This is a genomic window from Ruegeria sp. CE6, from assembly GCF_056537485.1.
This window is the reverse complement of record NZ_JBQFRR010000001.1, coordinates 1087321-1100420: the sequence shown is the minus strand read 5'-3', so window position 1 is coordinate 1100420 and position 13100 is coordinate 1087321. Positions and strand designations below refer to the sequence as shown.

Genomic DNA, 13100 nt, shown 5'->3' with positions numbered 1-13100 from the left:
TCAGGTCTTGGTGAAAAGGTCTTTGCAGCGGTCACGCAGGATGTTCTTTTGCACCTTGCCCATTGTGTTGCGGGGGAGCTCGTCCAGCAGGATCAACTGGCGGGGATGTTTGAACCGGGCGAGCGCGTCCCGGACCGCACCCATGATGGCCTCGATGTCTGGCGTGTGACCGGGGGCAGGGACCAGAATGCCAATCGGGGTTTCTCCGAAATCCGGATGCGGGACGCCAATTACCGCGCTTTCCAGCACGCCGGGTTGTTCGTCTAGCAGCAGCTCGATCTCTTTGGGGTAGATATTATACCCGCCCGAGATGATCAGGTCTTTCTCGCGCCCGACGATATGGACATAGCCGTCCTCGTCGATTCGACCCAGATCGCCAGTGATGAAGAACCCGTCTTCACGCAGTTCTGCGGCGGTTTTGTCGGGCATTTGCCAGTAGCCCTGAAACACATTGGGACCGCGCACCTCGATGATGCCGATCTCACCATCTGCTAGGGTTTGACCTGTTTTGGGGTCTGTGACCTTCAGTTCAACATCCGGCAGGGGAAATCCGACCGTTCCCGCACGGCGTTCGCCGTCATAGGGGTTAGAAGTGTTCATGTTCGTCTCGGTCATGCCATAGCGTTCCAGAATGCGATGACCTGTACGGTCTTCAAATTGAACGTGGGTATCTGCCAGCAAAGGCGCTGAACCTGAGATGAACAGCCGCATATCCTGAGTCAGATCTTGGGCGAAGCGGTCGTCGCTTAGCAGGCGGGTGTAAAACGTCGGCACCCCCATCATCGCCGTTGCCTGTGGCATCAGGCGTAACATATCTTCCAGGTCGAACTTCGGCAGAAATATCATCGACCCGCCCGATGCGAGTACGACATTTGTCGCAACAAACAGTCCATGCGTGTGAAAGATCGGCAGCGCGTGCAACAGCACGTCATCATCTGTGAATCGCCATTCCTGCACAAGGGTCTCCGCGTTCGACAGCAGATTCGCCTGCGTCAGCATTGCCCCTTTCGAACGCCCCGTCGTGCCTGAAGTATATAGAAACGCAGCCAGATCATCTTCGGATCGGTGGGCCGGCTGAAAGGCCGGAAGCATCCCAAGTGCACGCCGCATCAGGCTACCTGAACCGTCGGCGTTTAGCGTTTCAAGCCGGGCATTGTTCTTTTGCACGATCTCGGCAAGCCTTGCCTCGTTTGCCTCATCGCACACCACCAGTGAGGCTCCGCTGTTTTCGATGAAATAGCTTAGCTCTTGCGTCGTATAGCCCGTATTGAGAGGTAGAAAGATCAGCCCCGCTTGGACACAGGCGGCATAAAGCGCCAGTGCCTCAACGGATTTCTCCACCTGCACCGCCACGCGGTCGCCCGGTTCCATTTCCAGTCCTGTCATGGTGTTGGCCAGACGGGCCGCCGTGTCCAGAAACGTGGCATGGGTCAAAGTCTGACCATCCGGAAGGTGCAAAAATGGCGTATCCTTGCCTGCATGGATGCCCAGCAAACGATCATAAAGCGGGTTGCCCATCCCGATATCCTTTCCAGCAGACGCGCACATTCTGCAGCAAATCTGTCGTGGAATTGGGGAAGCGTAAAGCCCGGACAATCAGAACTCGGTTGTCATCCGATATCCGGCTGCAAAATACATCTTGGCAAACGTTACCGGCTGACCCTGCAGCCATGTGATACGCTCGGCAGTAAAAACGGGTTCACCCTCGGGAACGTCCAGAAAACCGGCCAAAGTGGTATCGGCGCGGCTGGCCAGAAAGGTCAACTCGACATTGGTGAACGGGACAGTTTGCAACAGCCAGTCATTGGGTCCGACGCTAGAGAAATCTGCCTGCGTGACCTGAGGTACGCTGTCTATCACGATCCAGCGGTCTTCGAACTGAAACGGCGAATTGCCGGAGAAATGCATGCATCGCAAGTGCATCACACTTTGATCAGCACGTAGGGCCAACCGGGCCGCCAGCCAGTCTGGGGCGATCTGCGTTTCACATGACACAAGAGCGTAGCGATAGGTTCCGCCCGCCGCTTCGATTTCATCTCGGACCAGAGGAATTGTGAAGCGCGCCTGTCGCTGCGGTGCGCTAAGGACCCGGGTGCCTGCCTTTCGGCGCCGTTCAAGAAACCCTTCATCCGCCAGTTCCCGCAGTGCTCTGTTGACTGTGGTGCGGGTGCACGAAAACTCGACCGCTAATTCTTGCTCATTGGGAAGCAGAGCGTCGGGCTGCAATTCGCCCGAGCGGATGCGGCGCAGGACGGTTTGCTTAATGTCTTTGTAGCTGGTTGTGTCGCTGGTTTGGGTCATATCAGTTCAGATGTCTTCCAAAAGGTCATTCATCGCGGCACGATAATTGTTCAGGATCGCATCGCGGGCGATATGCCGCCCGCCGCGCACCTGATGTCGCCCGGCAGACCAAAGGTCGGTCACTGTTCCGTCAGGCGCGGCAAAGCTCAGGCCGTCACTCAATTGATCGTCGCGCAAAGTACACAGGGTGGGGTGACTTCGATCGATCGCAACCAGATCGGCCAGATGACCTATTGCGATCTCTCCGGCGTCGCGCCCCAGCGCCTGTGCGCCACCGCGGGCGGCTCCGGTATACAGCGTTTGACCGACCGAGCCTTCGCCACGTACCAGCACAGTGCGGGCCTTGTCGCGCAGACGTTGAGAATACTCCAGCGTACGCAATTCCTCGGGCAGTGAAATGCGCACATTCGAGTCTGAACCGACACCAAAGGCACCGCCCTGCTCGATGTAGACGGCACCATTGAAAATACCATCCCCCAGATTGGCCTCTGTGATTGGGCACAGACCGGCCACAGCCCCGGATCGGGCAAGAGCGCGGGTTTCATCGTCTGTCATATGAGTGGCATGGATCAGGCACCATCGTTCGTTCACATCCAAGTTGCTCAGCAGCCAATCTACCGGTCGCTGACCCAGAGCGGCTTCTACATCCGTGACCTCCTTCTCTTGTTCAGAGATGTGGATGTGCACCGGGCCTCGTGGGGTAGCGTTCAGCACTTGCCGTAGATCATCAGGCGAGGTCGCACGCAGAGAGTGCGGCGCGATGCCGATCTGGCTGTCTGCATAAGGCATCAGCGACTTACAGTCCTCGACAAGCTGCAGGAACCTTTCCACATCATTGCCGAACCGCAATTGACCACCGGTCAGAGGCTCTTGCGCGACGCCGCCATAGGTGTAGAGCACCGGTAGATGTGTCAATCCAATCCCGGTTTGGCTGGCTGCCAAGAAGATGCGCTGACTCAGCTCAGACAACTGCGCATAAGGCGTGCCGCCGGGTTGGTGGTGGACGTAGTGGAATTCCCCGACCGCAGCATACCCGGCTTCCTGCATTTCCATATAGACCAATGCGGCAATGGACTCGATCTGTGCAGGAGTGAGGCGGTCCAGAAATCGGTACATCAAAGTACGCCAGGTCCAGAAGCTTTCGCGCCCTGCTACGCGCGTTTCGGTCATGCCCGCCATGGCGCGTTGAAAGGCATGGCTGTGCAGGTTCGCCAAAGCGGGCAGCAACACGTCGACCCGAGTGTCTTCGGGTTTTGGCTCGGTCCCTGATTTCAGCGCAGCGATCCGACCGTCCTCGATTTCGACTCGTAGGTTGTGCACCCACTCAGAGCCTAACAGGGCCGTTTTAGCATGAACCGTCATCGTAATTCCATTTTGTGTAGACTTTATATTTTTAGCCGTATACGAAAAAATCAAGCGCAGGGGGAGCCCAAAAGAATCGCCATGACGAAAAAAACTGTTCTTCGTAGCAAACATGTAGCCACCATGGGGGGCGACCAACCCTATGGGATGATCGAGGATGGTGCGATTGCCATCGATGGGTCGGAAATCGTTTGGGTTGGCGCTCGGTCGGCAATGCCGCCGTCATATGCCGAGTGGCCGCTAAACGACTATGGTGACCGCTTGATCACGCCTGCTCTGATTGATGCTCATACTCATGTTGTGTTTGGCGGCAACCGCGCGGTTGAGTTCGAAATGCGCCTGAAGGGCGCGACCTACGAAGAAATTGCCCGCGCGGGTGGAGGCATCCTGTCGACCGTAAACGGCACGCGGGCAGCAACAGAAGAAGAGCTGCTTGCAGGCGCGCTTTCGCGCGTGGACGCATTGCTGGCCGAAGGTGTGTCCTGCATCGAGGTGAAGTCGGGTTATGGGCTCGATACCGAAACCGAACTGCGTATGTTGCGCGCGGCGCGCCGAATTGCGCGGGAGCGCCCTATTCGGGTCAACACCAGTTTTCTTGGCGCACATGCCGTTCCGCCAGAATATGCGGGTCGGGATGACGCCTATATTGACGAGGTCTGCATTCCGACACTGCGCGCGGCCCATGCCGAAGGGCTGGTGGACGCGGTGGATGGGTTCTGCGAAGGCATTGCATTTGATCCCACACAGATCGAACGGGTTTTTGTTGTCGCGCAAGAGCTTGGCCTACCGGTGAAGCTGCATGCTGAACAACTTTCAAATCTAGGTGGGGCTAAGCTGGCAGCAGCTTACGGAGCGATATCCGCTGATCATATCGAATATCTGGACGCCGACGGCGTTACCGCCATGGCTGGGGCCGGAACGGTCGCGGTCCTGCTGCCCGGCGCGTTTTATACGCTGCATGAAACGCAAGCTCCGCCGATTGAATTGTTGCGCCAGAAGAATGTTCCCATAGCACTGGCGACCGATTGCAATCCGGGATCCTCACCCCTGACTTCTCTGCTGCTAACAATGAACATGGGGTGCACGTTGTTTCGCATGACGCCTGAGGAAGCATTGGCAGGTGTTACCCGCGTCGCGGCCCGTGCTTTGGGTCTGGATGATACCGGCGTGATCGCGCCCGGATTGCGCGCTGATCTGGCCGTCTGGGATGCCACTCACCCTGCAGAACTGTCCTATCGCATCGGTTTCAACCCTCTGCATAAACGTATTTTTGGAGGTCTGGAATGACACCTCTGTTGCTTGTCCCTGGTCAGGTTTCGCTGGATCAGCTTGCTCAGATCTACTGGACCGAAGCCGCCATTTCGCTGGACGCCGCCTGCCGACCCAAGGTTGAGGTCGCTGCTGCACGCATTGCGCAGGCTGCCGAAGGGACCGAGCCCGTCTATGGCGTCAACACCGGCTTTGGCAAACTGGCGAGTCACAAGATTGCGGCCAAAGATACCTCAACCCTGCAGCGCAACCTGATCCTCAGCCATTGTTGCGGGGTGGGTCCGGCAGTGCCGCGTCGTCTGGCGCGGCTGATGATGTCACTGAAGTTGCTGTCATTCGGCCGAGGTGCTTCGGGTGTCCGCTGGGAACTTGTCGAATTGCTACAACAGATGCTGGCGTGTGGTGTGACACCTGTGATCCCGGCACAGGGTTCAGTCGGCGCGTCTGGCGATCTTGCGCCACTGGCCCATATGACCGCTGTGGTGATCGGTGAGGGCGAGGCAGAAGTGAACGGTGTTGTTATGCCGGGTGCCGAGGCTCTGAAAACAGCTGGGCTAGAGCCGATTCAACTTGGTCCCAAGGAGGGCCTTGCATTCATCAACGGGACGCAATTTTCGACTGCCTTTGCTCTGGCCGGATTGTTCGAAGGTTGGCGTTCAGCACAAAATGCGCTGGTGATTTCGGCGGCTTCAACTGATGCGATCATGGGATCCACCGCCCCTCTGCAACCTGAGATTCACGCGCTGCGCGGGCATCGTGGGCAGATCGAAGCGGCGGCGGCGATGCGGGCCACTCTGGAGGGCTCTGAGATCCGCGAAAGTCACCGTGATGGGGATACGCGAGTGCAGGATCCATATTGCATCCGCTGCCAACCACAGGTGACCGGCGCAGCGATGGATGTGATCCGGCAGGCGTCCGCAACTCTTGTAACTGAGGCCAACGCGGCCACTGATAATCCGCTGGTTCTGACCGATCCGGATGCAATTGTTTCGGGCGGGAATTTCCACGCCGAGCCGGTAGGCTTTGCCGCCGATATGATTGCTTTGGCCCTGTCAGAGATCGGGGCGATCGCACAGCGTCGGATCGCATTAATGGTCGACCCGGCGCTTAGCTTTGATCTGCCGCCCTTCCTGACGCCCGAGCCGGGGCTGAACTCGGGTCTGATGATCGCCGAGGTCACGACGGCTGCGTTGATGAGCGAGAACAAACATCTGGCCAACCCATGTGTGACCGACAGCACACCTACATCGGCCAATCAAGAAGACCACGTCTCGATGGCTGCCCACGGGGCGCGGCGTTTAGGCCGGATGGTTGATAATTTGAACTATATTCTGGGGATCGAACTGCTCTGCGCCGCGCAAGGCATCGAGTTCCGCGCACCTCTTGCGACCAGCAAAGCGCTGACCAGCGTGGTTGGGCGTTTGCGCGACGATATCCCGTCGCTTGGCGATGATCGCTATCTGGCGCCTGAATTGGAAACCGCGAAGTCCCTAGTCGAAAGCGGAACTATTTTGCAGGCAGCTGCAATGCCCATGCCGGAGCTGTCGTGATGCAGGTTTTCAGTGTTCAGCGTGGCGATGGGCCCATCGTGCTGGGACAGCCGCATGGCGGCACGTATGTGCCCGACGACATTGCTGCGCGACTGAATGCGAATGGGCAGGCGCTGGCGGATACGGATTGGCATATCAATCAGCTCTACGATGGGCTCGTTGCCAACGCGACGGTCGTGCAATCCCATATCCACCGCTATGTCACTGACGCTAATCGAGACCCTGCGGGCGTATCATTGTATCCTGGGCAGAACACAACAACTCTGGTGCCGTTGACCGATTTTGACGGTCAGCCGATCTGGGCCGAGGGGCAGGAGCCCTCAACCGATGAGATTGAAGCGCGACGCATCGCTTACCACGCGCCCTACCACAACGCGCTTGAGCAAGAGCTTGAAAGGGTGCGGGCAATACACGGCGTTGCGATCTTGTTTGACTGCCACTCGATCCGCAGCAAGATTCCGTTCCTCTTTGAAGGCACCCTGCCGGATATGAACATCGGCACCGATGGTGGCGCGACCTGTGCCCACGGCATTGAGGCCGCGGCCTATGAATTTTCGCATTCCTCCCCTTACAGCACCGTCCTGAACGGGCGATTCCGAGGGGGTTGGACGACCCGATACTATGGCCGTCCTGATGAAGGCCAACACGCGATCCAGATGGAACTGGCGCAATCTACCTATCTGTCCACCGAAACCCCTCCGTGGGCGTTTGACCAGGCAAAAGCCAAGCGCCTGCGTCGCTGGTTGGTGGATATTCTCGACGCCATCCAAGACACTGCATTGGAGCTTTGACATGACCGATCCTCGCAAGAATACCCGCGATATCTATCCGCCCACCGGCCCCGAACTGAACGCAAAAAGCTGGGTGACCGAAGCGCCGTTGCGGATGATGATGAATAACCTGCATCCGGATGTGGCCGAAAACCCGCACGAGCTGGTGGTTTATGGCGGCATCGGTCGCGCGGCGCGGACATGGAACGATTTCGACCGGATCGTCGCAGGGCTGAAAGATCTGGAAGAGGATGAAACCCTGATCGTCCAGTCGGGCAAACCGGTGGCGATCATCCGCACCCATAAGGATGCGCCTCGGGTTCTGATCGCCAACTCAAACATCGTGCCTCATTGGGCCAATTGGGATCACTTCAACGAGCTCGATAAGAAGGGGCTGATGATGTACGGCCAGATGACGGCCGGTTCGTGGATCTATATCGGTACGCAGGGCATCGTACAGGGCACCTACGAAACCTTTGCCGAGGCTGGCCGTCAGCACTATGGCGGCGACTTGACTGGCAAGTGGATTCTGACCGGCGGTCTGGGCGGCATGGGTGGCGCACAGCCTCTGGCGGCAGTGTTCGCCGGGGCCAGTTGTTTGGCGGTCGAGTGCAATCCGGATTCTATCGATTTCCGCCTGCGCACCAAGTATCTGGACGAAAAAGCCGAGACTCTCGACGAAGCGCTTGAGATGATCGACCGCTGGACCAAGGCGGGCGAGGCGAAATCTGTGGGTCTGCTAGGCAATGCGGCTGAGGTGTTCCCCGAAATTTATGCGCGGATGCAGGCCGGTGGCATGCGCCCCGATATCGTCACTGACCAAACCAGCGCCCATGACCCGATCAATGGGTATCTGCCGATTGGCTGGAGCATGGCGCAGTGGAAGGACAAGCGCGAAACTGATCCTAAAGCGGTTGAAAAGGCCGCCCGTGCCTCGATGAAACAGCATGTCGCTGCAATGGTCGATTTCTGGAACGCGGGCGTTCCGACGCTGGATTACGGCAACAACATCCGTCAGGTGGCGCAGGATGAAGGCTTGGAGAATGCCTTTGCATTCCCCGGCTTTGTGCCCGCCTATATCCGGCCGCTGTTCTGCAAGGGCATCGGCCCGTTCCGCTGGTGTGCATTGTCGGGTGACCCCGAGGATATCTACAAGACCGACGCCAAGATGAAGGAGCTGTTCCCCGAGAACGAGCATCTGCATCGTTGGCTGGATATGGCACAGGAACGCATTGCGTTTCAGGGTCTGCCCGCACGTATATGCTGGATCGGCCTTGGAGATCGCCACCGCGCGGGGTTGGCCTTCAACGAAATGGTTGCCAATGGCGAGTTGAAAGCGCCTGTTGTCATTGGGCGTGATCACTTGGACTCGGGCTCGGTCGCCAGCCCGAACCGCGAGACCGAGGCGATGCTGGACGGCTCGGATGCAGTGTCGGATTGGCCGCTGTTGAACGCTCTGATCAATACGGCCAGCGGTGCGACCTGGGTCTCGCTGCATCACGGCGGCGGCGTTGGTATGGGCTTCAGCCAGCACGCGGGTGTGGTGATCTGTGCAGATGGTACCGAAGATGCCGCACGGCGATTGGAGCGTGTTCTGTGGAACGACCCTGCCTCAGGCGTCTGGCGTCACGCAGATGCGGGGTATGAGATCGCGAAAGACTGCGCTCGCGAACATGGGCTGCGCCTGCCTGGTATTCTCGGTTAGATCAATCTGCCTCTGGTGAAAATGCTGCACCTGCGATATCCCGCAGGTGCGCTAATCGGAGGCCTGACATGTATGTAGCTACTCTGCTGACCAACCCTGCGGCCCCTTCTTTAGAGGCGACGCTGGTTGAGTCGTTGCGGAATGCATGGGGCGGGGATGATGCGAACTGGCTGAGCCTCGATGAGGCGGCCGAGTTTTCCCTGCCAGAAATTCCCGACAATCGCTGGGACGTTTGGGGCGAGTTGCAAGAGATGGGCGTGGACCTGGTCGTGCAAAAAGCTGACGGTCGCCGGAAAAAGATGCTGCTGGCCGATATGGACAGCACCATGATCCAACAGGAATGCATCGATGAACTGGCTGATGAGGCTGGTGTCGGTGATCGGGTCAAGGATATCACCGCGCGTGCAATGAACGGCGAGCTGGATTTCGAAGGTGCGCTGACTGAGCGTGTGGGCTTGTTGAAAGGGCTGGATGAAAGCGTGATCGGCAAGGTTCTGAATGAACGGATCACGCTGATGCCCGGCGGCAAGGCGTTACTTGCCACGATGCGCGCGAATGGGGTCTATGCAGCGCTGGTCTCGGGTGGGTTCACGGCTTTTACGGCTAAGGTCGCCGAAGAGCTTGGGTTTGATGAGAACCGGGCGAATACATTGCTGGCTGAGGATGGCAAGCTTACCGGCGACGTGAAGCGGCCCATTCTTGGGCGACAGGCCAAAATAGAGGCATTGGAGCAGATCACAACACGCCTAGGTATCTCCGAGGTTGACGTGATTGCCGTTGGCGATGGAGCGAATGATCTGGGAATGTTGGGTCGGGCGGGGACGGGTGTCGCGTTGCACGCCAAGCCTTCGGTCGCTGCCGAATGTGATGTCCGCATAAATCACGGCGATCTGACAGCGTTGTTGTATCTGCAGGGCTATGGCAGGTCAGAATTTCAAGGCCTCTAAGGGGCTTCCTTTAATTTAACTATTGTGTTAAATAAAGCCATGAATACGCTTCTGGTCACATTCTCCGCTTTGTCTGATGCCACTCGGTTCTCGATTGTCGAGCAACTGATGGACGAAGGCGAACTGCCCGTCGGTAATTTGATAGAAGGCAAGGGCATGTCAGGGGCCGCGATCTCGCGCCATTTGAAGGTTTTGCGCAAGGCCGGGTTGGTGCAGCAGCGGGTACACGGCACGCAACGGATGTACTCGGTGCAGCCCGAGGGTCTGCGCGCGATAGCCGAATGGACGATTTCGAAACGACATTTCTGGGAAAGCAGCCTCGACCGTTTGGAAGAGCTTATTGAAAGGGAAAATTCATGGCCGACCTGAAACTGGAACGAGATTTTCCCGTTAGTCCCGAGGTCCTGTTCGCATGGGTCAGCGATGGTGCGAAACTTCGGCAGTGGTGGGGGCCCGAAGGGTTGCATGTACCGGAACATGATCTCGACTTTTCGCGCATTGGTCCCTGGTATTCGGTTATGCAGAATGGCGAGGGTCAGCAGTTCAAAGTCTCGGGTCACGTTACCCATATCGATCGACCAAAATCTGTTGGATTTACGTGGGCTTGGCATGACGATCAGGACCAGCGCGGTGCGGAAAGCCATGTGACCTTTTCGGTTACCGCGACCAACAGCGGATCACGGCTGGTGGTTGATCACCGTGAACTTGTCGATGCCGAATCGGCCACGAACCACAACGAAGGCTGGACATCGTCGCTGCGCAAACTCGAAGCACTTTGCAAATAGGTTTTCATCAGGGAGGAGCGATATGCCCCAATATTTGTTTGTTTATCACGGGGGTCACACCCCAACCGATCCCGCCGAGATCGAGGCGACCATGGCCGCTTGGGGCGCTTGGTTTCAGGAAATCGGCGGCTCATTAGAGATTCCGGGAAATCCTGTAGGCCAGTCCTACACGGTCAGCAGCGGAGGGGTTGAAGACAATGGCGGATCAAATCCGGCCTCAGGTTTCACGGTGGTGAAGGCCGACAGCATTGAGACTGCAACCGAATTGGCCAAAGGCTGCCCGATGGTCGTGAATGGCTCGGGCTCGGTCGAAGTGGCCGAGGTGCACGAGATCGAGATGTAAGCCTCAGCCGGGGAATCCCGGTGAGGGTTTGATTACACCACATTCCAGCCCGCGGCGGCTGTATTGCGTGGCGTTCATGAATTTGCGGGTGGCCGGGTGATCGGCCTCTAGCACACCTAAATGCACTAGAATCGCGGCGATGGCGCATTCGCTGGCGCGGGTAGTGCCGTCAGTGATTTTTAGCGCAACGCCCATGCGCTTTTCAGGGATGATGGCAACAAAGACGGCCTCGGCCCCTGTCTTGATTGCAACGCGCCCGTTCATCGCTCGCATCAACTCGGTACAAGCGCGAGTTTCACCTGCGACAAGTTCGGGATGTTTCACCATTGCTTCTGTGAGCTGTACCGCTGCTTCGCTGGAACGGTCCGAACGGTCTGCCGCAGAGGCAAACCAAGCCATTGATCGCGCAAGCCCTACCAGTGATGTCGCAAAATTCGGCGCCGAGCACCCGTCGATTCCGTAGGTGGGACTGGTTTCGCTTGTGGTTTCTTCGATGGCAGACAGGCAGGCCTGCTGAACTGGATGGTCGATTTCCAAGTATTCCGGCCCGGCCCCCATATGCTGCGTCAAAGTCAGGAAACCGCAATGCTTGCCTGAGCAATTGTTGTGAATCTGGCAGGGTGTATCGTCTGCAAGAATCAACCCGTCGCGGGCCGCCATGTCGGCAGGTTCCTGCGGGCCGCAGCGCAGATCGGGCTCGGACAGACCGAGATGATCGAGCCATGCGGACACGCGGTCAGTATGGATATGCGCCCCGTTATGTGAAGCACAGGCCAAGGCCAGATGTTCGCTGTTCAAACCGTATTTTGCAGCTGCTCCCGAGGTGATCAGCGGCAGGGCCTGGATCATTTTGGCCGAGGAACGGGGATAGATCACCGCGTTTGGATCACCCCAGCTGCGCACGATCTGACCACTATCGTCACAGATCACTGCATGGCCCATATGCAGGCTTTCCAACAGTGACCCGCGCCAGAGTTCTGTCATCGGTACGGCTTGTGTCATGTCCACCCCATCAATCATGCGCAAAAATCTGCCAATCGCCCTTTCGCCTGTGGCGAAACCTGCGTTAGTGTGTGTATGTCGACAATCATCGGAATACGCAACTGATCAGACGAACCGGCAGAGTTCGCACGTATTTCCGATGGGTATGAGGTAATAGGTCGGGCTAGGAGGCTGAACCGATGGGATTAAAGCTCGTCCGCGTGATCGCGGGCCTGTGCATGGCAGGAATGGCGACAACGGCAATTGCGCAGCAGGCGACCAGTACCAATCGCGTCGCTGCAAAAACGGACTGGAGCGTGTTTGTCGAGGACGACCCAACCGAATGCTGGAGCGTATCTGCCCCGAAAGAGACCGTGAACACACGCGGTGGCCGGGTCGTTTCCGTTCGGCGCAGCGATATCCTGCTGTTTGTGTTCTATCGCCCGAATGCCGAGGTTAAAGGGCAGGTGACCTTTACCGGCGGCTATCCGTTTGCGTCTGGTTCTACTGTCAATCTGGTTGTCGATGGCAGCGAGTTCGAGCTGTTCACCGATGGTGAGTGGGCATGGCCTGCGACCGCCTCGGATGATGCCAAGATCGTCACAGCGATGAAGCGCGGAAGTGAGGCGGTGCTGACCGCCCGTTCGGAACGTGGTACGCAGACCAAGGACACCTTCTCGTTACTGGGCTTTACGGCCGCGATTGAAGACGCGGAAACGCGCTGCACGAACTAAGCCACAAGCAGATCAAATTCCGAAACCCCGCTTTCCGGCGGGGTTTTATTTGTTTGGTCCGATCCTGTGTGTTTTCAGAAATTTACGCCACGTAGAGTGGTGTTTCTTGATTCGTGTCAAAGCCTGCTTCCCCGTTTTCTGAACTAATTAGTTCAGAATTTGTTGAGGAGTCGACAATGAACTTAAGCAAAAACCTGGCAGCGCTCTTGATGGCGTCTGCGGTGATCCTTGCAGGTTGTGAGAAAGGATCGGAAACCTATCCGATAACGGGTGAGCAATGTGGTCCGGAAGATCCCGTAAAGACCCTGGATGCAGAAGATTGCTACATCCCGCCAGCAGTAAACTAACAACAA

The 13100-nt window shown here is 57.5% G+C and carries 14 protein-coding genes; 10 read left to right on the top strand and 4 right to left on the bottom strand.

The features are described 5' to 3' along the window. From ACR0DK_RS05485 to ACR0DK_RS05475, 3 genes are all read right to left on the bottom strand, one after another. Complete coding sequence (locus ACR0DK_RS05485; RefSeq protein WP_480735093.1) at nt 1-1518, bottom strand: malonate--CoA ligase; 1518 nt, start codon at nt 1516-1518, stop codon at nt 1-3. 78 nt (nt 1519-1596) lie between these two features. Then, nucleotides 1597-2301 carry a GntR family transcriptional regulator gene (locus tag ACR0DK_RS05480; RefSeq protein ID WP_480735091.1) on the bottom strand — a complete coding sequence of 235 codons (705 nt, stop codon included), beginning with the start codon at nt 2299-2301 and terminating at the stop codon, nt 1597-1599. Between the two features lie 6 nt (nt 2302-2307). Then, nucleotides 2308-3663: a formimidoylglutamate deiminase gene (locus tag ACR0DK_RS05475; protein ID WP_480735089.1), complete on the bottom strand. Its 1356-nt coding sequence runs from the start codon at nt 3661-3663 to the stop codon at nt 2308-2310. An 81-nt stretch (nt 3664-3744) separates the two neighbouring features. Here ACR0DK_RS05475 and hutI point away from each other — a divergent pair, with 81 nt between their 5' ends. From hutI to ACR0DK_RS05435, 8 genes are all read left to right on the top strand, one after another. Next, on the top strand, nt 3745-4950 hold the full coding sequence (gene hutI, locus ACR0DK_RS05470; protein ID WP_480735088.1) for an imidazolonepropionase: 1206 nt from the start codon (nt 3745-3747) through the stop codon (nt 4948-4950). After that, complete coding sequence (gene hutH / locus ACR0DK_RS05465; RefSeq protein WP_480735085.1) at nt 4947-6482, top strand: histidine ammonia-lyase; 1536 nt, start codon at nt 4947-4949, stop codon at nt 6480-6482. Before hutI ends, hutH begins: the two co-directional genes overlap by 4 nt. Continuing rightward, nucleotides 6482-7273: an N-formylglutamate deformylase gene (hutG, locus tag ACR0DK_RS05460; protein ID WP_223117171.1), complete on the top strand. Its 792-nt coding sequence runs from the start codon at nt 6482-6484 to the stop codon at nt 7271-7273. Before hutH ends, hutG begins: the two co-directional genes overlap by 1 nt. Before the next feature lies 1 nt (nt 7274). Continuing rightward, entirely contained in the window at nt 7275-8957 is a 1683-nt protein-coding gene (hutU, locus tag ACR0DK_RS05455) for a urocanate hydratase (protein WP_010440659.1), read from the top strand. Between the two features lie 68 nt (nt 8958-9025). Beyond that, a complete protein-coding gene (gene serB / locus ACR0DK_RS05450; RefSeq protein WP_480735083.1) occupies nt 9026-9904 on the top strand; it encodes a phosphoserine phosphatase SerB in 879 nt (292 codons plus the stop codon). Between the two features lie 39 nt (nt 9905-9943). Continuing rightward, nucleotides 9944-10273, top strand: coding sequence for an ArsR/SmtB family transcription factor (locus tag ACR0DK_RS05445; RefSeq protein ID WP_223117169.1), 330 nt, complete (start codon nt 9944-9946; stop codon nt 10271-10273). After that, entirely contained in the window at nt 10261-10689 is a 429-nt protein-coding gene (locus tag ACR0DK_RS05440) for an SRPBCC family protein (RefSeq protein WP_480735081.1), read from the top strand. The genes ACR0DK_RS05445 and ACR0DK_RS05440 overlap by 13 nt, the downstream gene beginning before the upstream one ends. 22 nt (nt 10690-10711) lie before the next feature. Continuing rightward, nucleotides 10712-11032, top strand: coding sequence for a YciI family protein (locus ACR0DK_RS05435; protein ID WP_170732582.1), 321 nt, complete (start codon nt 10712-10714; stop codon nt 11030-11032). A 3-nt stretch (nt 11033-11035) separates the two neighbouring features. On the opposite strand, the gene ACR0DK_RS05430 is transcribed toward ACR0DK_RS05435, so the two are convergent. Continuing rightward, complete coding sequence (locus ACR0DK_RS05430; RefSeq protein ID WP_223117168.1) at nt 11036-12034, bottom strand: asparaginase; 999 nt, start codon at nt 12032-12034, stop codon at nt 11036-11038. Nucleotides 12035-12213: 179 nt separating this feature from the next. On the opposite strand from ACR0DK_RS05430, the gene ACR0DK_RS05425 reads away from it, so the two are divergent. Both ACR0DK_RS05425 and ACR0DK_RS05420 read left to right on the top strand, forming a co-directional pair. Further along, nucleotides 12214-12747 (top strand): invasion associated locus B family protein, encoded by a 534-nt coding sequence (locus ACR0DK_RS05425; RefSeq protein ID WP_170399079.1) that lies wholly within the window; start codon nt 12214-12216, stop codon nt 12745-12747. A gap of 176 nt (nt 12748-12923) precedes the next feature. Next, entirely contained in the window at nt 12924-13094 is a 171-nt protein-coding gene (locus ACR0DK_RS05420) for a hypothetical protein (protein WP_480735079.1), read from the top strand. The last annotated feature ends 6 nt before the right edge of the window (nt 13095-13100 follow it).